The organism is Simiduia curdlanivorans, from assembly GCF_030409605.1.
GTDB lineage: Bacteria > Pseudomonadota > Gammaproteobacteria > Pseudomonadales > Cellvibrionaceae > Simiduia > Simiduia curdlanivorans.
The window spans coordinates 3,088,731-3,110,531 of the sequence record NZ_JAUFQG010000004.1 but is presented as its reverse complement, the minus strand read 5'-3'; the positions used below and the strand labels follow the sequence as shown (position 1 = coordinate 3,110,531).

Below are 21,801 nucleotides of genomic sequence, written 5' to 3'. Positions count from 1 at the left end.
GGTCAAACGCCTGCTTCCGATGTTTCTAGCAAACGCTCAACAAAAAACTCCAAATTGCCTGACGCAGCTTTCGGTAATGGCCACTCTGAAACTCGGCTTGCCAAAGATCTGATGGCAATCGATGCCTTCGATTGCGGTGAATAGTCGACCAGGGCTTTCTGGTGTTGCACGGCTTTGCGCACATTTTCATCAAAGGGCACAGAGCCCTCAAATTGTAGGGCTACGTCGAGGAACTTGTCGCACACTTGCTGCAAACGCTTGACCAACAATTGGCCTTCATTGGCAGAGCGCGTCATATTCGCCACCACGCGAAAACGCTGCATGCCCGCATCTCTATGCAATAACTTAATGAGTGCATAGGCGTCCGTCACCGACGATGGTTCGTCACAGACCACCACTAGCGCCTCGTTGGCAGCCCGTACAAAACTCACCACGGTATCGCTAATGCCTGCGGCTGTGTCGATTACCAACACATCCAACTGATCCGAAATATCGCTAAAAGCGCGAATAAGCGCGCCATGCTGCTGTTTACTAAGGGAAGCCATTTGCTGAACCCCGGACGACGCGGGCACAATCCTAACCCCTCCGGGACCGCTGATCAGCACATCGCGCAAAGAGCATTCGCCAGAAAGCACGTCGGCGAGCGTCTTATTCGCGCGAATGCCCAGTAACACATCGACATTGGCAAGCCCTAGGTCAGCGTCTAACAGCATGACCCTGCGACCGAGTTGCGCGAGTGCTATGCTCATATTCACCGATATATTGCTTTTCCCTACGCCACCCTTGCCGCCGGTTACCGCTATGACTTGAACTGGATGGTGCCCCATGACTACTCCTACAAATGAGTCTTGCCTTGATTATAGTTGTTCGGATTGAACCTGCCGACTTGATTCGGCCGATGCCGCAAATTTACCCTCCACATGGCTTTGCGCGCCAAACTGTGCTGCCTTAGCCACCACTTGATGGCCTTTCGCTATCTGAATATCGGCTGGAATTTCTTGGCCGTCGGTGGTGTAAGCCAATGGCAAGCGGTGCTGCAATAGCAGTCCGATCGCCTCACCAAGGGAAGGTGTTTCATCGAGCTTGGTTAAAATGACGGCCGATGGGTGCGCCGCACCGTAGGCATGATAACTCGCTTTTAACATCTGCAACTGGCTATTTGCCGCCATCACCAGCAGGCTATTCACCTTGCCGGCACTGCGCAGCTGTTCGAGCTGGGCTTTCAGTTTAGGGTCGCCATGGCGCAGACCGGCTGTGTCTATTAACACCAGCTTTTTATGGCTGAGGTTAACGAGAACCTGCTGTAGCGACTCGCCCTCAGATACCACTTTTACGGGTACAGAAAGAATTTGTCCCAAGGCATTTAATTGTTCGTGAGCCGCTAGGCGATAGTTGTCTGTAGTGACAATGGCAAGCCCTTCGGCACCGTGTTTGATCACAAAACGCACGGCAAGCTTAGCCAAGGTTGTGGTTTTACCCACGCCGGTGGGACCGATGAAGGCAAATACCCCGCCACTTTCAATCACATCTCTGCCCGCCGTCGGTATGCGCTGCGAAAGCAACGCCAACGCTTCTGGCCAGGCTTTCGCTACAGGCAGTTCGGTATTAACTGACGCTATTAGCCGCTCCGCTTGAAAATCGGGCAAACCTAAGCTGTGAAATTTGCTCACCAATTCAGTGGCTACTAGGGGCCTGTGCAAATGGGGTTCTTGCAACCTTGCCTGTAGCATGGCGCGCATTTCACTGAGCTCTTGATGCAAGCGGGACATTTCCGCTTGCTGTGAGAAAGTGTCTTCGACGGCGGGTCTGGGCCTCATGTCTTTAGGTGCAGTGACTGGAACGCTTTTCTTCGCTAGCTGCGATGCCCACACATCAGCCCTCTCGTTACTATCGGCAGCCACAACAGGTTGGTTTGTTTGAGTGCCCTGCTCCTTGCGCTTAGCCGCCAGCATTTTCTGCCGAGCCATTTCGATTTCATCGGCTAACTGAGAGCCAGTCTTGCCGCCAAAAGGGCGCGCCTGACCGCTTGGTGCCGGCTTTGCCTGTGAAACGGCTTCGGAGACAAGGTGTTGGTGTTGCCAGGCATTGTCGCTACCGAGCGGCAAAGTGGCTGCTGGGCTATCGTGTTTTTGCTCGGCAAAAGCCTGCTGCTCTTCGGGAAAGCGCGACGCTGCCTCCACCGTGGCGTGCATTTCAATGCCATCCGGGTGCCGTCGGGTAGAGAGAATAATCGCGTCATCACCTAACTGCTCCCGTGCAATCTCAAGGGCACGGCGCATATTGGCTGCAATGATCTTTTTAACGGCCATAGAATTCTCCTGGCTTCAGGTAACTAAGCGCCAACGCTTGCGACAATCGTTATTTGCTTAGTTTGTGGAATCTCGTTGTAGGCTAACACCGCAATTTCTGGCACAAAGGCTCGAATAAAGCGCGATAGCTGAAACCTGAGTTGGGTGGCCACAAGTAAAATTACCGGGCCACCACTGGCTTCTTGTTTCTGTGCCGCCTTCTGCACCGACAGCCTTAATTTTTCGGCCAAACCAGGTTCAATCACCGGCGTGCCATCGCCACCTTTTTGACTCTGCTGGTAGGTCTTCAGCAATATTTGTTCCAAAGCGGGTTCTAGGGTAATAACAGGCAGGTCTGGTTCATTCCCCACTAAAGACTGAACTATCTGGCGACTTAAAGCGCTGCGCACCGAGGCCAACAATGTGACGGGATCTTGACTCTTTTCACTGTTGGCAGCGACAGCTTCGGCGATGCTACGCATATCTTTAATCGAGACATTTTCAACCAACAACAGCTGCAAGACTTTAAGTAAGGTTTTCAAACTGACGCTTTCGGGCACCAAATGCTCGGCTAACTTGGGCGAGGTTTTCGCGAGCATATCAACCAGTTGTTGAACATCTTCCAAGCCCAGAAGCTCATTGATGTGCTGGCTCAGTATTTGATTGAGATGGGTGGCCACCACCGTCGATGCATCAACCACCGTATATCCCATGGTTTGGGCGTGATCCCGCTCGGTGCGCTTAATCCACACGGCGGGCAAACCGAAGGCTGGGTCTTTGGCCGCAATGCCCTCGAGCTCGCCAAACACCTGACCCGGGTTAATCGCCAAATCCCGGTCGGGATGCACTTCTTCCTCGGCTATGGCTACGCCCATGAGCGTCACTCGATACTGGCCGGGCAGCAAATCTAGGTTGTCTCTGATGTGCACCGTGGGCACTAAAAACCCAACCTCTTGGGACATTTTTTTGCGCACGCCCCTTATCCGGCCGAGTAGTTCACCGCCCTGACCTTTGTCGACCATGGGAATCAGCCGATAACCCACCTCTAGGCCGATAACATCCACCGGCTTAACATCGTCCCACGTTACTTCAATAGGTTCCGCTTTGTGTTCGAGTGCCGGCGCCTGGGGGTCGCGCAACTCAGCAGCACCTGCGGTGCTGGGTTTATCGCTGGGTCGACGCTTCGCGGTGCTAGGCCCCTCTTCCACCAGCTCACCCTGTGACTTGCGCTTATGAATAAACCAAGCGAGACCGGCACAGGCAAAACCTAAGCCTAAAAAGGCAACGTGGGGCATGCCCGGAATAGACCCCATAATCAGCAATACACCGGAAGAAACGGCCAGAGCTTTGGGCGAATCGAACATCTGTCGGAAGATTTGATTGCTCATATCTTCGGATGTGTTGACCCTAGTTACTAAGATTGCGGCTGAGGTTGATAGCAAGAGCGAGGGAATTTGCGCGACCAAGCCATCGCCAATGGTCAACAGAATATATTTTTGTAGCGCGTCTTGAAACTCGAGCTGGTGTTGAGCCATGCCAACAATCAGCCCGCCAATCACATTGATAAGCAGAATCAGGATGCCGGCAACGGCATCACCGCGAACAAATTTACTGGCACCATCCATCGCGCCATAAAAATCGGCCTCGCTGGCAACTTCAGAGCGACGCAGTTTTGCCTCTTCTTGATTAATTAGACCGGCGTTTAAATCCGCATCGATGGCCATTTGCTTGCCAGGCATCGCATCCAAGGTAAACCGGGCACTCACCTCGGAGATTCGCCCAGCACCCTTGGTCACCACAACAAAGTTAATGATCATCAGGATCAGAAATACCACGAGACCCACCGCGTAATTACCGCCGATCACCACCTCGCCGAAGGCTTCAATCACTTTACCAGCGGCGTCCCCACCCTCGTGGCCATAAAGCAAGACCACACGGGTTGAGGCCACATTGAGCGCCAGCCGTAGCAGCGTCGCCAATAACAAGATGGTGGGAAAAACAGCGAAATCGAGCGGTCTAAGCGCGTAGACACCCACTAATAGAACAACAATTGACAGGGCTATGTTAAAGGAGAAAAACACATCCAATAGAAAGGCGGGCACGGGCAAAATCATCATACCCAAAAGCATTAACAGCAATAACGGGATGCCTATATTGCCGCGCCCGACGCGGGACGCATTGTTGAAAGCAGCGCGACCATCGAAGCCGGCTAAACTACTGAATCCTGGTAAGGCCATAACGCTTTTTTGACACTCCCCTGCTATTAACAGGAGGTATCGCAAAAAGCGTACCTAAATCACACGGTAAGCATCATTTTTATAAAATAAAATCACGCCCACTGCTGTCTCACAAAAACGATATGACCATCGTTAGGCTTTAAGCCTCACAGTAGATGCGACATCTCGGCGTGTACTTGGACATGAGTTTGGTGCCCACACTAGCAACACGACGTGAATACATCCATCTAGTCTCAACACCCGCCCTTTGGGACCGGCCCACAATGACACTTTGTGGGCGTTGCTATCGCTGCAAAGCAGGCTTTGCCTATTAGCGATATCAACCCATGCGGGTGACGGTCGCAAGTACTGGCACCAAAATCTCCCGCGCCATAACTGTGGGACAGCAGTGCATCACACCCGGTTTTTAAATGCCATCCAGTGGTAGACGTGCCAGCTGTGTGCCGTGCAACCTACTCACATACAAGTACTGGTGCCAAGGTGTAGCGCCGGTGGTGGTGTAGATGGCACCGCTAGGGTCTTGCAGCTGTGAAATAACCTCTCCCTCCGGCGACATATTAATCACCATGCCATAGTGCGTAGCCTTTGGTCGGATAATGGCGGGCAATCTTTGCACCAGTTTCCTGAGGTTTGGTGAGGCTGACAGCTTATCGAGCAATTCGCTACGCGACGAAACAAGCCCCAACCACAAGCTGCCGTCCGCTGCCAGACTCAAATTGTCTGGAAATCCCGGCAGGTTATCTATGAGGGTTTTCTGCGATTGCACAATGCCATCGCTCAACTCAAAGGCCAACACACGATAATTTCCGGTTTCATTAACGAACACGGTTTCGGCGCTTTCGTGAGTGCCATCACGCACCGCAACACCATTAGCAAAATTAAAACCATGGGCAACTTCGGTGAGTGTCTGACTAGGGGTATCAAAACTAAAAAGGCGACCGTGGCCCCCGTGCTCCATGATATCCAGCAAGCTCGCAGGATAGGTGCCGCCATTGGCCCGCGCACCAAATTTTGCTGAAGAGTCAGTGAAATAAATTCTGCCGTGAGAGGAAACGGCAACATCATTCACGTAGCCTAACTTTTGCCCGTCAAATTCATCGGCGACCACCTCCAAACCGCTATCGGGATGAAAGCGCAGCAGGCCTCTGTAGGCATCGGCAATGTACAAATTTCCAAACCCATCCAGGGCTAAACCCAAGGGTCGCCCAGCCGTTGAAATTAAAGGCTCAAGTGCAGCCTCGGGGTTTGGGGCATGTAAAATCCAGCCCTCGTGGGTACTGACATACAAGCCCTGTTCAACGGTAGCAACCACGGCTTCTGGGCCAGTGAAATCCCCAAGTACTAGCAGCTCGGCGCCGGTAAGTTTGTTGTTTGGCTGAAACGCACCGATAAAACCAGCATTTGACGGTGCTTGCCAAGCTTGTGGGGTAATGGCAACAGGCCAAAGACAAAGGTACCCGGCCAGTAAACTGATACTGGAGAGAAGAACAATCAGCGTGTGTTTTTTGTTCATAGCAGCCCTAACAATCTTATTATCCTAAAGGCGCTAATCGTACCTTAGGTTAGGCGGAATTTGGATGCCGGAGGGCTTCTTAGGCTTAGCACCTTTGCCGCGACGGTAGTTTCGAATTTGAAACACGTAGGCCAGAACCTGGGCCACGGCGACGAACAAGCCCGCAGGCACTTCGCTATCAACCTCAGTGGTGTTATAGATTGAACGCGCCAGGGGCGGCGACTCGACAATTTCAATATTGTGCGCATTGGCTATTTCGCGAATTTTCAATGCAGTGAAGTCTACCCCTTTAGCCACTAAAATCGGCGTCGCCATGGTCTCAGGGTCATACTTCAGGGCGACGGAGTAATGGGTCGGGTTGGTAATGATAACATCTGCCTCCGGTACAGCAGACATCATGCGAGCATTGGCCATCTCGCGCTGCAATTGTCGCACCCGGCTTTTGACTTCTGGCTTACCTTCCGTGTCTTTATACTCATCTTTGATGTCTTGCATGGACATGCGTAATTTTTTCGCGTGGTCCCATATCTGAAAAGGAACATCCACCACCGCGATGACGAAGGTGCTAGCCGATAACACAATAGCCGAAATAATTGCCAACCAGGCGGCATGTGCGATAGCCGGCATAATTGCCTCACTCGCTAACCCCAGTAGCTCCGCGCGCAATGCTTTTAATAAAATAATTGCCAGGGTCAAAATAACGCCAACTTTAGCGATAGCCTTAAGCAACTCGACGATAGATTTTATCGAAAACATACGCTTGAGGCCTTCGAGTAGGCTCATGCGATTTAACTTAGGCATGAGTGCTTTTGCGCTCACCAACCAACCGCCAAGTGCAATAGGCCCAATGAACGCCGCAACAGCCAAGGCCAAAAATAACGGCGCAAGCCCCAAAATCGCATCAAACATCGCGACCCCGATATGGGTTAGCATTTGCGATGTGTCAAAGATCGCAGACCGTTCCAGCACCATATTATGATTAAAAACTTTAACCAATTTTTTAGTTAGGAACTCGCCGCTGGCTAATAAGGCAAGGGTTCCCGTGACCAAGAGAACCGTAGTAGTGAGTTCTTTAGAGCGAGGAACTTGGCCATCCTCGCGTGCCTTTTCAAGTTTTCGCGGGGTGGCCTCTTCGGTTTTTTCCTGACTGCTGTCTTTATCATCTGCCATAGAAAATCACCCCTAGGATACATTCAGCAGATGACGCAGGAGACCAAAACCCTCTTGCATAAATTGATTGTAGTTACCCAAAAAAGTGGTAAAACCGAACCAGATTAAAAACATCCCCAAAATCAAAGTAATTGGAAAACCGACGGTGAATATGTTCATTTGCGGGGCCGATCGCCCCATGACACCAAAAGAGATATTAACGATCATCAAGGAAGTGAGAACAGGCAGGGCCAATAAAAGCGCTGCACCGAACATCCAGCTGCCTGTAGCCACAAGGTCCCACAACAGTGCCGCGGGTACCCAGCCTGAACCAATAGGCAAGGAATAAAAGCTTTCAGCCAGAATACGCAACAACAGTAAGTGGCCGTCACCGACTACAAATAGCAAGGTTACCAACATAAGATAGTATTGAGACACGATGGTAACGGTAACGCCGTTCGAGGGATCATTCATCGAGGCAAAGCCTAAACCCATTTTCATTGCAATAAATTGGCCGCCTAGCACTACCACTTGAAAGGCTACCTGCATGGAAAAACCAGCGACAAAACCAATAAGTGTTTGCTGAACAACGAGTAATAATGTTGAAAGCCCAAAACCTTCGACTTTGGGCAACTCAGGTAAGGACGGGACTAACAATAAGGTGACTAAAAGCGCTAACAGTAGACGCACCCGCGTTGCGATAAGACGGGAACCAAAAATTGGGGCCGCCAACATAAATGCCGAGAGACGCGCCAAGGGTAGAAAATACTGAGACGCCCCTTGCACGAGAAGTTCGGCAGAAAATTCCACGTATCACCCGATAAGCAATGGGATTTGTTGGAAGGTTCGCTCAAACAAATCCATAAATTTCATCAACAACCAGCCGCCTGCGATCATAATGGTCGCTAGGGTTACGAGAAGGCGCGGCAGGAAGCTTAAGGTTTGTTCGTTAATTTGGGTGGCGGCCTGAAACATACTGACTAAAAGCCCGACCGCCAAAGCTGGCCCCACAATCACTGAAATCACCAAAACGGCCAGATAAAAACCATTGGCGAATAAATCCATGACGACTTCAGGTGTCATTGTCAGACTCCAAAACTGGCGGCCAAGGTACCGATCACCATAGCCCAGCCATCCACAAGTACAAACAGCATAATTTTAAAGGGCAAAGAAATAATCAGTGGCGACAACATCATCATACCCATCGCCATTAACACACTCGCCACAACAAGATCAATTACCAAAAAGGGAATGAATAACATAAAGCCAATTTGAAAGGCAGTTTTCAGTTCACTGGTAACGAAGGCAGGAATAAGTACCGACATCGGTACATCTTCAACGCTGGCGACATCGCCATAGCGGCCAATATCTAGGAAAAGATCGAGATCTGTCTCCCGTGTTTGGCCGAGCATAAATTCTCGAAACGGCTTTGCGGCAAGCCCCACGGCCTCTTTTGAGGTGACAACCTCATTCATATAGGGAACTAAGGCGCTGTCGTGCACCTGTTCCAGCACCGGTGTCATAATAAAAAACGTTAGGAACAAGGATAAACCAATGAGTATTTGATTTGACGGTGCCTGCTGTAACCCCAGTGCTTGCCTTAAAATTGAAAACACAATAATGATTCTGGTAAAGCTCGTCATCATCATGAGTATCGCTGGCAGTAACGTCAGGGACGTCATAATCGCCAGTATCTGAATAGTCACCGTGTAATCTTGGCTGCCATCCGGATTATTGGTCATGGTAACCGCTGGTATACCCTTCATACTGTTAAAGGTATCGATAACACTCTGTTCTTCAGCGGCAAACACCGCTGAAGAGAATAAAAACAACAGAAGTAAACTGGCAATCTGGGCGAATCTCATGATGCCATCCGCGTCGTCAATATCTGCTGAAGATGGTGGGCAAAATTACCCTGCTTTCGTTTTAACGGGTCCACCCCGGTCGACTTTTGGGCTGCCCCTTGCTCAGTCATGTGCTCAGAAACAGCGAGAGGCTCTTCGTCAAAAGTCAGTAAGGTGTTAATACCAGCCGCTGAAACGCCAAGTAAAACTTCCTTGCCATGTAAACTCACAAGCAACAATTGATCTTTATTCGTTAAGGCTAAACGCTCGATGACCTTTAACTGTTTAACTGATGAGGAAAAGCCTTGGTTTTTCTTTATCAAATAGGCGAGCAAAAACACCAAACCAATGACCAAGCCGAGTGAGCCCAGCACCTGAATCAATTGCACCGCCATATCGCTTGTGGTCTGCGCCTTTAATGCCGCAGTTGGCGCAGCAGTTAACAGCGACCCAGTAGTTTCCGCTATTGGTTTTAACTCAGTGCTCAATGTAGTTACCTCAACCGCTTTATGCGTTCCGACGGACTAACGACATCGGTCATGCGAATGCCGAACTTTTCATTGACCACCACCACCTCGCCATGGGCGATAAGTGTGCCGTTGACCAACACATCGAGGGGTTCACCGGCGAGTCGATCTAATTCGATAACAGAGCCCTGATTAAGCTGTAAGAGATTACGAATCGTAATCGAGGTGCTGCCAACCTCCATGGAGATACTGACGGGAATGTCCAGAATCGTGTCTAGATCCTGACCTCCGTGATTTGCTTTCGGCGACTCGCTAAACTCGTCTAAATTCATCGTCTGCGCGGCAGCCTTGGGCAACTCCTCTTCATCCTCATCTTCCTCATCACCCTGCTCGGCCATTGCCGCAGCCCATTCATCGGCCATGGCGTCCTGATCCGGCTCTTCGCCATTATCTGGTGTATTGTCATCAGTCATTACATGCTCCCACTCGTATTCAAACCCAAGCCCAAGCCATATCTATTCAAAACCGATATCGCTCAAATAGCCGGGCTTAGACCGGTCGATAAACTCTTCAATAGAAAAGGCTAAATTTTTTCGCGACTGACCAAACTTTGCCTGAAAAACGGGCACACCGTTGGCCGTGATAATGTGTTGTTCGGGAAAGTTAATGGGTATTACATCGCCAGCCTTTAAATTCACAATGTCTCTAAGCGTGATTTGGCCTCGGGCTATATCGCATTCCAATTTTACTTTCGCGCTCATCACATCTTCACGCAAGGATTTTACCCAACGCTCGTCTTGATCATCTGAATCACTCTGTAAGCCTGCATCTAACACTTCGCGAATGGGCTCGATCATCGAGTAAGGCAAGGTAATATGGAAGTCGCCGCCGCCACCATCTAACTCTACATGGAAGGTACTTACTACCACCACTTCACTCGGGCTAACAATATTAGCCATGGACGGGTTAACTTCTGAGTTTATGTAGTCAAACTCAATGGGCATAACCGCTTTCCAAGCCTCGCGTAAATCGATAAAGGCCTGCTCTAGTACAATCTGCACCACACGCAGTTCAGTGGGGGTAAATTCCCGACCTTCAATTTTGGCATGGCGACCGTCGCCGCCAAAAAAATTATCAACCAGCTTGAACACAAGCTTGGCATCCAAAATCAGCAAGGCCGTGCCGCGTAACGGCCGAAACTTCACCATATTTAAGCTGGTAGGCACATACAGGGTATGTACATATTCACCAAATTTTTGAATCTGTATGCCACCAGAAGATACATCTGCGGTGCGGCGCAACAAGTTAAACATGCTGATGCGCATGTAGCGCGCAAAGCGTTCGTTAATCATTTCTAAGGTGGGCATACGCCCGCGAACGATACGATCTTGACTGGTTAAATCATAGGATTTGACCGAGCCCGGCTCATCGTCGGAATCGGTATCTATATCGCCATCATCGACACCGTGGAGTAAGGCATCAATCTCGTCTTGTGATAATAGATCTTGCACCCTTGACCCCTACTGCATCACGAAGTTGGTAAACAGCACTTGCTCGACGCCAGGCTTACCAATTTCAATTTCAATTAAGCGCTGAATTTCTGCCAGCGCTTGTTGACGTAAAAGTTCTTTGCCTTCATGGGTCTGCAAGTCCTCATAGACTTGGCCACCGAGCAACATTACTAAGGCATTGCGAATCATCGGCATGTGTAACTCAACAGCGGCGACAACATCCGGTTCGCGAATCTTTAAGGTCACCTCCGCTTGCAAAAATCGCTGCCGGCCTCGCGATTGAAAGTTGACAATAATGGCTGGTTTCAAAGGGAAATAGACTGCTGGAAGTTTTACTACAGGCGCAGTCGCTTCACCCTCTTCATCGCCTTCTGCTGCAACGGCCGCTTCTTCACCGCTAAACATTTTCAGAGCAAACAAGGTGCCGCCCACAGAGATACCAACCAAAACCATGCCTAAGACAATTAAAATGATGAGTTTTTTCTTGCCGCCAGCGCCTTCAGGTGCGTTTTCTACTTCGGGTGTTTCATTTGGTTTTGCCATGTCAAAAGTCCGTCGTTTTGACAACTAAAAATCCCATATAAAGGGTTCCAGCAAACTGCGTGCCATATGCGACTAGGCTCCCGCAAGACCTTAACACCTAGAGGTTTAACCAAAGACTTGCGCTATGGCACAAAGCACAGTTTGTGCAGTAGAAGTGTAGTTCACTGATGCGACGAACTAACCGTGAGCGCCGACTTTTTGGCGGCGCGTTGCTAGGGAACCTCTGAATAACTCCGGTACCGCTCTGCGTGACCTGTAGCGGTCAGCCGCAAGGCGAGTTTCGCAGCTAATGGCCTTAGCCCTTAGCAAGAAGCTCAACGTAGCGGAGGCCGCTAAAGGCCGCGCCCTGCGGGGCTTCCAGCAAATTCCGTGTGAGTTGGGGGCGGCCATCCGCTTGCGACTTCTCGACAGACCCCGGTATGCCTTCGAAGCCGCGCCTAGCCCACGAAATTTGTTGGAAGCCAGAGCGGCACCAGAGTTATTCAGAGGTTCCCTAGATGAGGTTAAGCGTGCGTTAATTAGACAAAGTGGTCGACAAGTTGGCTGGATACCTTGGACGCGATCATTTGCACATCACTGTCTAGCTTGTCGTCATCTTGCGGATTACCGGAGCGAGGCTGACTGTCGCCCTGCTCTTCGCGCTGCTGGAAGGATTGATCTGACACATCGACATCCACAAGGTCGAGACCTTGGCCTTCGAACATTTCCCTTAAGCGCAACGCGTGTTGATCTAACGCGTCGCGCACCTGCGCACTGTGACTAACGAAGGTAATGCTCACTTGGTCGTGCTGCACGCTGACCTTGACTTGGAGCGGCCCCAATTCTGGTGGATCTAACTGAATTTCTGCCGATTGCAGCTTTTGTGACACCATCCAAACAACCCGCTCGCCAGCCGACTGAGCCCAGTGCGGTTGACTAACTGGAACAGTGATGGGTTGCACTCGACCATTAAGGCTGTTGGCACTTGTGGACAAAGTGCTGGAGATGCTCGACATTGCGTCACTCGAGCCTTTCTTAAGCGCGGCCGCTGGATGATCCAGCGATTGGGCGATTTTTATGCTATCTGCATCGGCCTGCATTATTAGGGCAGCCGCGAGTACTTTTTGGCTCGGGCTTTGTAAGAGCTTATCGTTAACTGCCGTCGCCACCTGGCCCTTTACAGGGCTATCCACATCGAGTTCACGCCCTAAATTCAGTGTTGCATCCTCCGCGCTTGTGAGCCCCAGGTTTACGAGGCCCTCGCCGGCTTTAAGTGCCTGGGGCGAAACTGTCATCTGCCCCGCTTGCGGTGCGGATAACAAAGCCATATTTGCGCCGGCCAGTGGCTCAGAAACGCCTAGCACGCCAGTCAAATCTGTCACACCTGCAGCGCCACCAGAGAGATAACTGGACGCAAGAAGAGTGCTCCCCTCTAGCTCGGCGAGTGCCGCCAGCGGATTTTCGCCTAGTTGAACCGCTATGCCAACACCATCGACACCTAAACCAAGGCGGTTGTGGCTTGCTGCAAGCTGAAATTGCGGTATTGAAAGCCCTAAGGGCTCCGCTAAACCATCTGGTCGCGGTAAATCTTGCCGCTCTGCGGGCACGACATATGAGGCCTGTTCATCGGTGTGAGTGTCGTTTTGAGCCATATGCGCTTCGGCTGAGCCTTTATCATGTTCAGCGCTTGCGGAGGATGCCTGCTGTTTGGTTGCAGATTGATCGACTTCAGAGCCCTCGTCCTTCACAGCCTTAGATGCACTTGCAGCTGAGTCGGCTGGTTTAGCTTCCCGAGCGACGCTTTTTTGTTCTGGCTCTCTTTTAGGCTTAGGGGTTGCCCGTGTGTGCTGCACCTGCGCATCCGCCATCGCGGTTTTAAAACCATCCTCTCGTGCTACGGGTTTTGATTTCGCACCTAAAGACATCAACGCACTCAACCCGCTTATTGCCGCTTGGTTTATGCTCATAACTACAACCCCATGGTTAATAACCGGCAACAATTTGCCCCATTAAGGCAAATATTGCTGCTCATCCAAACACTAAGACCTCTTGCAAAGGCCTTAATGGATCTAGTACTGGAGGTATTGCAATTTTGTTGCCAACTAGCGCACCGGTTAATGTAGGCGGCAGAGGTTAGGTTAGAGATAAGATTTCAATAAGGCTTCAACAGCAAAGTATTCATCTTTTATTTGATTGACCAGCGTATCAGCACCTTCTAGGCTCCTTTTAGCGCCCAGTGATTCGGCTCGCATACATAAATCGGCCAAGGCCAAGGCGCCTAAGTTACTCGCACTGCCTTTAAAGCTATGGGCAGTACGTCGCAACGCCTCCGCGTCCTCAGACGATATATTGCTCCGTAAATCCTCTAGGCGTAATTTGGAATCTTCAAAAAAAGTATCTAGTAGGATGGTAAAATCGTCTTCCATCACTTCCTTAAGTGTTTCTATGGCTTCAATGTCTAGCTGTTTCATACCTGTACTCGTTCCATCCTAGTCACTAAATAATGTTCGAAGGTGTTAATGGTCTTCATGCCAGGCAAACTGAACTTCTACTTCATTGCCAACACCTTTATAAGTCACTTTTTGGGAAAGATCACTTATTAAGTGCATACCGCGACCGGAATAACTGAGGTTTTCGGCCTTAGCTTGCATGCTTTTGTAATCAAAACCAGCGCCGGTATCTTTTACGGTGATGGTTAATAAGCCACCATCGGTTTCCAGCTTATGGCTAATACCGAAAGTCACCGAGCCTTCGGTTTGATCTAGACGCTGCGAACGCAAGTTATAATATTCCAAAAAACCATCGGCGGATTTTTTCATAGCGGAATCCAATTTTAACACCCCGTGTTCGAGAGCATTAGAATAGAGTTCGGCCAATATTGTATAAAGGTTACCGCCATGTTTTCTCAACCCAGGCACAGACTGTAAAATATCCAGCAACAAGGGCAAAGGGTCAAAAAATCGAAAGCTAGCGGCTTTTACTTCAAAGATCAGTGACCACTCGGTTAAGCCACGGGCAGAACTGCTGCCGTGCTGCTCTAGAAGTTGCTCCAGGTTCGAGGGCGACTGCATGACCAGTTCAACCAAAGACAGATCATCATCGCGTTCAACGGAGCCAACAAACCTATGTACAGCGGTAAGAATATCGTCAAAGATAGCTTCGCCCGCCGACACCTGATGAAAGACGTTTAATAAACGCTGCTCACCAAACATATCGCCCTCACTGTTGCGGGCCTCGTGGATGCCATCAGACCAAAGAAATACGCGATCGCCTTCATCGAGTTCGATAAAACAACTATCTTCTTTAAACGCCTTTCCAGCCACAACGCCTAAGGGCAAATGGCTAGATTTAACCACTTCCACTTTTTTGCTGGCCTGACGATAGATAAAACAATCCGGTAAACCGCCATTCCAAATTCTAATTTGATTTCGAACAAAGTTCATTTCAACCATGGTGGCACAACAAAACAAACCAACCGGTAGTGTATCTTTAAGCTTTTGATTAATTTCCCGCAAAATATCAGAAAGCGAAAAGCCCTTATGCGCCATTCCGTAAAAGGTCGACGCTAAAGGCATAGCACCAATGGCGGCTGGCAAGCCGTGGCCAGTAAAATCGCCTAACAAAATCATCATGCTGCCCGAGGGCCTTAAGGCACCAACCAATACGTCGCCATTGAATACAGCCAATGGCGACATAAAATATTTTACATTGGAGGCATGTAAACAACCGCTGTGGGCAATATTGTCGAACACCTGTTTAGCGACGGCCTGCTCTTGCAGCATATGGTCGTGGTGGGCCTGAATTTGATTGCGCTGCTGGCGCATAGTTGAATGCATATCGCGCATGCGAGAAAAAGCTTTAATCTTTGCTTGCAATATAAAGCGGTTATAGGGTTTGGAGAGAAAGTCGTCACCGCCTGCGTTCAAACACTTAACTAAAGAGTCGGTGTCGTTTAAGGAGGTTAAAAAAATCACCGGCACCATGTCGTCACCGGCAAGTTCCTTGATTGCCTTGGCGGCTTCAAAGCCGTCCATTTCTGGCATCAAGGCATCGAGCAAAACGATGTCTGGGTGCACTTCGGTAAAAGCACGAACGGCCTCAACACCATTTTCTACACTAACGACGTTATGGCCTTCATTCTTGACTATACGCTCCAGAATGAGCCTGTCAGTTTTGGTGTCATCGGCTATTAATATGGTCAGTACTGCACTGGTTACCATGCGCAATTCACCCAGCAATCACGATTACTTGATTGTAAAAAGTTGCTCGAAATTTGAGATGGTGAGGATTTTCTTTACGTCTTGACTGCAGTTAACGATGGTTATGTCAGCTCCGTCGCCGCCAGCATGGTCGCGCAGAAGCAGCAACATGCCCAGCGCCGAGCTGTCTAAGTAGTTGGTGTCTTTCATATCGACGATATAACGCGCCGGCCTTGGCTCGGCATTCTCATAGGCTGAGCGAAACTCCTGATGTGCAGAAAAATCAAATCGACCTTCAATGGCAATAGTGAGCTGATTGTCGTCTGCAATATAGGTGGCGCGAATTCCCATAGTCGTTTCCTTTCTGTATCGGGCAATATCTCGGAGCGAGACTACCGAGGGCAGTACACAAGGCTAAGCATAGCTGATTATTCCATTGTCATATAATGAGCGTTGAAAAACTGCGCTTTTTTGCTATCTGGCATAAGCAACTTACTTTTTAGCGGAAAAGGCGGTGATCGCTAACTCATCGCAAAGCTTATCCCATTGCTTATCCAAGCGCTGAGTTTCATCGAGGGCAACCCTGTCGCGGTGCTCGTCGAGTAGCTGGCGCCGCTTGTGCAGGCCCTGCCAGTGATTTACATAAAGTTGGTATTGATGTTCCATTTGGGAAAGGCGCTGGCGTTGCTCATCGACCACTCCCGATAACTGCGTAAAAAAGGCTCGTTCAGTGATCAAGCTCTGAACTGATTGTGCCCCTTGCGGCCACCTGTGATAGCTTTCTTGGTAGTTTTCCAGCTCTAACAACTGCTGGCGCTGATTTTCTACTCGCTCGCGCCATTGGCGCAGCAGGCTTGCGGCTTGGTCTTCCTTGCGCCGGGCAAGCTTAATCACCAGTTCCGCGCGCTTTAACCTTAGGCTCATAGGCTTTGAGAATCAGCTTGGGCGCTGGCTCTATCCATCGACGGCTTCAGCGGCGCTGGCTGTAATAACTTCCTTAGGCCCTGCTCTGCGTCCCGAAAGCTAACCGGCTGATTAAGCGATTGCCGGACAAAATCTTTTAAGTAAGGCAAGCGCTCGATGGCGAGGTCTAGTGTCTTATCTGACCCGGGTTGATAGGCACCAATGCTGATCAAATCTTTATTCTGGGTGTATTGTGACATCATGCCTTTAAACTGCTGTGCCGCTCTTAAATGTTGTTCGCTCACGACATTGGGCATGACCCTGCTAATAGAGGCCTCGACGTCGATAGCTGGATATAAACCCTCATCGGCCAAGCGTCGCGACAGCACGATATGGCCATCGAGAATGGCGCGGGCAGAGTCGGCGATAGGGTCTTGTAAATCGTCACCTTCGGTTAACACGGTATAAAAAGCCGTGATTGAGCCGCCCCCTTCCACGCCGTTACCAGCTCGCTCTACCAATTGCGGTAATCGGGCGAACACCGATGGCGGATAGCCCCGGGTGGCCGGTGGCTCGCCAATGGCTAGGGCAATCTCTCGCTGCGCCTGGGCATAGCGGGTTAAGGAGTCCATCAAGAGCAAGACGTTTTTACCTTGATCGCGGAAATACTCAGCAATCTCAGTGGCTAAATGCGATGCCCTGAGCCGCTGCAGAGGTGCATCATCCGCCGGTGAAGCCACCACCACGGCGCGCGCCAAGCCCTCTTTACCTAAAATATGATCGACAAACTCTTTTACCTCGCGTCCACGTTCGCCAATCAAACCAACCACCACCACATCGGCTTGGGTAAACCGGGTCATCATGCCCATCAAGACACTCTTACCCACGCCACTGCCGGCGAATAGGCCAATGCGCTGGCCCTTGCCCACTGTCAATAAACCGTTAATAGCCCGAATACCCACGTCTAGGGGCTCGGATATGGGGTGTCTATCGAGTGGGTTGATCGCTTGTTGGCCCAATACCGAGTCCGCTACGTCACTCAGCGGCCCCTTTCGGTCTAAGGGTTGACCCAAGGCATCGATAACACGCCCTAGCAGCCCATTGCCAACCAAAATACCGTCGGCGCGCGCCCTGGGACGAACGCGGGTGCCGACGCGCAAATTTGACGCTTGCGCCATGGGCATAAGAAACACTTTTTGATCGCTAAAGCCAACCACTTCTGCAGCAACGGGCCCAGAATTCGTTAGGATATCGCAGGCTTGGCCAATGGAAACATCTACCCCCTCGGCTTCAAGTGTCATGCCCACAACCCGGGTTAACCGCCCCTCCACTCTCGGTAACAAGGGTTCGCCGGCGCCGGGAACCAGAGCATTAATGCTGCTAGCGATATCACTCCACATATGAGCCATCATCGTCTAAGGGTGGCTCGGGTTGTACCGGCTTATGAGCTTCTTGTGCTTGCTCGGTTTGCGCGGATGAATCTCCCTCATCAATGGCTGGTTTAAAAACATCCTGGGTTTCAGATTCAGCTGAGGCTAATTGTGATTCCGAACTGGCTGCTAAGCTATCCCCGTGATCGACTGAGGCACTGATACTTTTTTCACTGACACGCAACGCCGGCTCATCTTCAGCGTCACTGGAAAAGCGTCCGTTATCAAAATTCTCAAACAGGGTTTGCAATTGCGACTCAACCCTTGCGTCGAGCTGGCTGCTGTGTGAAATTACTAGGCAGCCTCCCTGCGCCACGTCGGCATTAGGCTGCCATTCGCAGGCGCTTAAAATAGACGCTAATTGAGCCTCGCCACGCAAATAAGCAAGATCATCTGGGTGTAATTGAATAACCGCGCGCCTCTCTGTTTGGGTCGCGGGTAATAAGGCCACACAAGTAGAAACTAAATTTTCAATATGCGGGCTTGGCGTTGACAACTCGGTCATAACAAGCTTGCGCGTTAAACGCTTTATGACCTGTGTAAGGATTGCCGATATGTGTTGTTGTTCCTGCTCAGCCGGGCCGGCTAAATTATCCAGCATGGCCTGTAACTTAGCCTTCAACTGCTCGGCTTGGGCATGATGTTCAGCGTAAGATTTTTCAGCGCCTTCAGCGCGCCCCTGCTCTAAGCCTTGGTTCATTCCCGCCGCGAAACCCTCGGCAAAGCCCTCTTTTCTCGCGGCATCAAAGATCGCGGCAATTTCATCGGTGGTCGGATACTTGGCCGGTTCTACATCCTCAACCCGCTCTTTAGCTCGTTCTGCTTCACGGCGCTTGGCTTCGCGTGCTTCTTTTTCAGCACTGGGAATTTTATTCGCCTGTTTACCCACTTGTGGCGGCAGCCATGTAACCGCGTGGGTTGCATTCTCAGCGCTGATATAGGCTTTATCGGAAGACGCCATTCACTACTCACTCATCCATTGGCCGGAATATATAAACTAGCTAGCCGTTAAAGCATTTGCTCGCCGCTGCCACCGAGCATGATTTCACCAGCATCAGCCATGCGCCTAGCAATTGTAAGAATTTCTTTTTGCGCTCCTTCAACTTCGGTAAGCCGGACAGGGCCTTTAGCTTCGAGATCATCGCGCAACAATTCGGCCGCGCGCTTAGACATATTTTTAAAGATTTTTTCCTGAAGGCTTTCATCAGCACCTTTGAGCGCAATGATAAGAATCTCAGAGGAAACTTCGCGCAATAGCGCTTGAATACCACGATCATCCACATCTTTAAGGTTGTCGAAGACAAACATAAGGTCTTGAATTTGGGTGCCGAGATCTTCATCCACCTCTTTAATGGAGTCCATGAGATCGGCTTCGATGGAGCTCTCTAAATTGTTCATAATTTCGGCAGCTACTTTCACGCCACCCATCGCTTTGGTTTGCGACCCGGCATTACCGGAAAATTGTTTCTCGAGAATATCATTGAGCTCTTGCAGCGCGCTGGGCTGCACTGTGTCGAGAGAAGCTACGCGCATCATGATGTCTAGCCGCACCTTATCGGGGAAATAACCCATGATTTCGGCAGCTTGGTCGCTATCGAGATAGGCCAACACAATGGCTTGAATTTGCGGGTGCTCATTGCGAATAATATCGGCAACAGAGCGAGATTCCATCCATTTTAAGGTATCTAAACCGGTGGTGTTGCCGCCCAGTAAAATACGATCGATAAGCCCGTTGGCCTTATCCTCACCTAAGGCGCTAACTAACATATTTCTGATATAGCCATCGGCACCCATACCCAAACCGGTTAAGGTTCTAACTTCTTCTAGAAAATTTGCGATAACCGCTTCAACTTCAAATTGCTGCACGTTGTTAAGGTGCGACATAGAGGTGCCGACTTTCTGCACCTCCTTCGGACCCATGTGTTTTAAAACTTGTGCAGCATCTGCCTCGCCCATAGACATCAGCAAAATGGCCGCCTGATCTACTTTGGAAAGCTTTAATTTCGGCTTTTCGTCAGCCGCTTTTTGCGAAGCTTTAGGGTCACTCATTCTTCATTTACCCAGCGTTTTATAACCTGCGCCACTCGACCGGGGTCTTCGGCAACTAACCCCTTGATCATATTGATTTGTTGCTCGTAACTCTCCTCTGGGCTTGGCAAGGCTAAGCCGTCGCCGCCTGTGAGTGTTACAGTTTCATCGGATAGATTTTCAAAACCACTTAAGCCCGCATCTTCAAGCGCCGCCATTTCTTTGGCGTTTTCCAATTCCTTCGCTCGTTGACCCGCTACTGCCAAGGTTTTCAAAACAGGTCTTAATAATCCGGTAATTAATACTAAGACAATAATGAGCCCAACGGCTTGTTTGGCCAGATTAAAGAACCAGGGTTGCTGCCAGAACTCCAATTCTTCGACAACCACTTCTTCAATACCCATGAAACGCGAGTTCAGTACATTAACACTATCCCCCCTTGCCGCGGAAAAGCCAACCGCATCGCGCACCAATATAGATAATCGCTCGAGCTCATTTTCGGTCCAAAGCTGGCGTTGCTCACCCTCAGCCGACGCAACGACTTTGTCATCGACCACAACCGCCACCGTTAAGCGCTTTATCTTTCCTAACTGATGCTTGGTATAACTAACCGTTCTATCGAGTTCAAAATTTCGCGTCGCTTGTTTACTGTCTCGGCGCGATTGATTGGCACCGCCAGCTTCACCGGCACCAGCAACCTGAGGGGCCGCTCCGTCATTAGGTGGTTGATTGGTTAAGGCGCCAGGAATACCCGCCGCTGTAGAGTTACCTATTTGAGATTCATCGACGGTTTGCTCACTTCTCACCGCGGGCAAATCCGGGTTAAACATTTCGTCCGCCTGCTCCACCTGAGTGAAATCTACTTCGGCGGAAACCTCCGCCCTATAGCGCCCGGCACCGATGATAGGTTCTAAGATTGAGTTTATACGGCCAACTATATCGCCTTCAATTTGACGCGTGTAGGTGCGCTGCTTCCCCGCCATCACCAACTCGAGATTTTCTTCGCCGGCGCTGAGTAAATTGCCTCGTTGATCGACAATGGTAACGTCTTCGAGTTTTAACTCGGGAATGCTGGACGCCACTAGATTGGCCATAGCTTTAACGTGTTCGGGCTTTACCTGTCGACCGGGATAGAGTTCGACGAAGATGGATGCGGTTGGTTTTCTCGCGTCGCGTACAAACACCGAAGCCTTAGGTATCGCTAAATGTACCCGGGCGCTACGCACTGCATTGATACTGGTAATGGTGCGGGCCAATTCACCTTCGAGGCTACGATGGTAGCGCGTCCCTTCCATGAACTGGCTGGTACCTAAGGGTTGCTCTTTATCGAGTAACTCAAAGCCTATGGATTTGTCACCGGGTATACCCGCCTCGGCCAATTTCAAACGCGCCGTGTGAATTTTATCGGCATCCACTAGAAGCGCTCCGGTGCTGCCATCCACCTTAAAGCCAATATCATTTTGCTCTAGGATTTGCGTCACTTCGCTACTGTCTAAGCGATCTAGGCTACCGTATAAAGGGCGATAATCTTCACCCTGGGTCCACAATACAACGGCGAAACCAATGGCCACACTAGCCGCCAAGCCGACCATTAGGCCAGCCTGGCGAATCAGATTTAAGTTGTTAAAACCTTCAACTAAATCGTTGCCGGGTTTTCCGCCGCCGGACAAATCATCGTCTAAATCAGCCGCTGCCGTTGCCATATTGCTT

The 21,801-nt window shown here is 50.3% G+C and carries 21 protein-coding genes; all 21 read right to left on the bottom strand.

The genetic code is table 11. From position 1 onward, the window contains the following. Positions 1-2: 2 nt before the first annotated feature. The 21 genes from QWY82_RS13800 to fliF all read right to left on the bottom strand — a co-directional run bounded on the left by QWY82_RS13800 (position 3) and on the right by fliF (position 21,794). Positions 3-827, bottom strand: a complete 825-nt coding sequence (locus tag QWY82_RS13800) for a MinD/ParA family protein (RefSeq protein ID WP_290263350.1) — start codon at positions 825-827, stop codon at positions 3-5. 30 nt (positions 828-857) lie between these two features. Further along, positions 858-2,309, bottom strand: a complete 1,452-nt coding sequence (gene flhF / locus QWY82_RS13795; protein ID WP_290263348.1) for a flagellar biosynthesis GTPase FlhF — start codon at positions 2,307-2,309, stop codon at positions 858-860. A gap of 23 nt (positions 2,310-2,332) precedes the next feature. Continuing rightward, positions 2,333-4,525 (bottom strand): flagellar biosynthesis protein FlhA, encoded by a 2,193-nt coding sequence (gene flhA / locus QWY82_RS13790; protein ID WP_290263346.1) that lies wholly within the window; start codon positions 4,523-4,525, stop codon positions 2,333-2,335. Between the two features lie 406 nt (positions 4,526-4,931). After that, positions 4,932-6,038, bottom strand: a complete 1,107-nt coding sequence (locus QWY82_RS13785) for an SMP-30/gluconolactonase/LRE family protein (protein ID WP_290263344.1) — start codon at positions 6,036-6,038, stop codon at positions 4,932-4,934. 33 nt (positions 6,039-6,071) lie between these two features. Next, positions 6,072-7,208 carry a flagellar biosynthesis protein FlhB gene (flhB, locus tag QWY82_RS13780; protein WP_290263343.1) on the bottom strand — a complete coding sequence of 379 codons (1,137 nt, stop codon included), beginning with the start codon at positions 7,206-7,208 and terminating at the stop codon, positions 6,072-6,074. A 12-nt stretch (positions 7,209-7,220) separates the two neighbouring features. Then, complete coding sequence (gene fliR / locus QWY82_RS13775) at positions 7,221-7,997, bottom strand: flagellar biosynthetic protein FliR (protein WP_290263341.1); 777 nt, start codon at positions 7,995-7,997, stop codon at positions 7,221-7,223. 3 nt (positions 7,998-8,000) lie between these two features. Further along, positions 8,001-8,270 carry a flagellar biosynthetic protein FliQ gene (locus QWY82_RS13770; RefSeq protein ID WP_290263340.1) on the bottom strand — a complete coding sequence of 90 codons (270 nt, stop codon included), beginning with the start codon at positions 8,268-8,270 and terminating at the stop codon, positions 8,001-8,003. Between the two features lie 2 nt (positions 8,271-8,272). After that, positions 8,273-9,052 (bottom strand): flagellar type III secretion system pore protein FliP, encoded by a 780-nt coding sequence (gene fliP, locus QWY82_RS13765; RefSeq protein ID WP_290263338.1) that lies wholly within the window; start codon positions 9,050-9,052, stop codon positions 8,273-8,275. Beyond that, complete coding sequence (locus QWY82_RS13760) at positions 9,049-9,519, bottom strand: FliO/MopB family protein (RefSeq protein ID WP_290263335.1); 471 nt, start codon at positions 9,517-9,519, stop codon at positions 9,049-9,051. Before QWY82_RS13760 ends, fliP begins: the two co-directional genes overlap by 4 nt. A gap of 5 nt (positions 9,520-9,524) precedes the next feature. Next, complete coding sequence (gene fliN, locus QWY82_RS13755) at positions 9,525-9,971, bottom strand: flagellar motor switch protein FliN (RefSeq protein ID WP_290263333.1); 447 nt, start codon at positions 9,969-9,971, stop codon at positions 9,525-9,527. Positions 9,972-10,013: 42 nt separating this feature from the next. Further along, positions 10,014-11,009 carry a flagellar motor switch protein FliM gene (gene fliM, locus QWY82_RS13750; protein WP_290263331.1) on the bottom strand — a complete coding sequence of 332 codons (996 nt, stop codon included), beginning with the start codon at positions 11,007-11,009 and terminating at the stop codon, positions 10,014-10,016. Between the two features lie 9 nt (positions 11,010-11,018). Beyond that, a complete protein-coding gene (locus tag QWY82_RS13745) occupies positions 11,019-11,552 on the bottom strand; it encodes a flagellar basal body-associated FliL family protein (protein WP_290263329.1) in 534 nt (177 codons plus the stop codon). 518 nt (positions 11,553-12,070) lie between these two features. Continuing rightward, positions 12,071-13,498 (bottom strand): flagellar hook-length control protein FliK, encoded by a 1,428-nt coding sequence (locus QWY82_RS13740; RefSeq protein ID WP_290263327.1) that lies wholly within the window; start codon positions 13,496-13,498, stop codon positions 12,071-12,073. 171 nt (positions 13,499-13,669) lie between these two features. After that, complete coding sequence (locus QWY82_RS13735) at positions 13,670-14,002, bottom strand: Hpt domain-containing protein (RefSeq protein ID WP_290263325.1); 333 nt, start codon at positions 14,000-14,002, stop codon at positions 13,670-13,672. Positions 14,003-14,047: 45 nt separating this feature from the next. After that, a complete protein-coding gene (locus QWY82_RS13730; protein WP_290263322.1) occupies positions 14,048-15,751 on the bottom strand; it encodes an ATP-binding SpoIIE family protein phosphatase in 1,704 nt (567 codons plus the stop codon). A gap of 24 nt (positions 15,752-15,775) precedes the next feature. Beyond that, on the bottom strand, positions 15,776-16,081 hold the full coding sequence (locus QWY82_RS13725; protein WP_290263321.1) for an STAS domain-containing protein: 306 nt from the start codon (positions 16,079-16,081) through the stop codon (positions 15,776-15,778). A 141-nt stretch (positions 16,082-16,222) separates the two neighbouring features. Next, positions 16,223-16,624 carry a flagellar export protein FliJ gene (locus QWY82_RS13720; RefSeq protein ID WP_290263319.1) on the bottom strand — a complete coding sequence of 134 codons (402 nt, stop codon included), beginning with the start codon at positions 16,622-16,624 and terminating at the stop codon, positions 16,223-16,225. Between the two features lie 26 nt (positions 16,625-16,650). Further along, positions 16,651-18,033 (bottom strand): flagellar protein export ATPase FliI, encoded by a 1,383-nt coding sequence (fliI, locus tag QWY82_RS13715; RefSeq protein WP_290263318.1) that lies wholly within the window; start codon positions 18,031-18,033, stop codon positions 16,651-16,653. Then, positions 18,023-19,024 carry a FliH/SctL family protein gene (locus QWY82_RS13710; protein WP_290263317.1) on the bottom strand — a complete coding sequence of 334 codons (1,002 nt, stop codon included), beginning with the start codon at positions 19,022-19,024 and terminating at the stop codon, positions 18,023-18,025. Before QWY82_RS13710 ends, fliI begins: the two co-directional genes overlap by 11 nt. 47 nt (positions 19,025-19,071) lie before the next feature. Next, entirely contained in the window at positions 19,072-20,112 is a 1,041-nt protein-coding gene (gene fliG / locus QWY82_RS13705; protein ID WP_290263314.1) for a flagellar motor switch protein FliG, read from the bottom strand. Then, on the bottom strand, positions 20,109-21,794 hold the full coding sequence (fliF, locus tag QWY82_RS13700; RefSeq protein ID WP_290263312.1) for a flagellar basal-body MS-ring/collar protein FliF: 1,686 nt from the start codon (positions 21,792-21,794) through the stop codon (positions 20,109-20,111). The genes fliG and fliF overlap by 4 nt, the downstream gene beginning before the upstream one ends. Positions 21,795-21,801 lie beyond the last annotated feature (7 nt).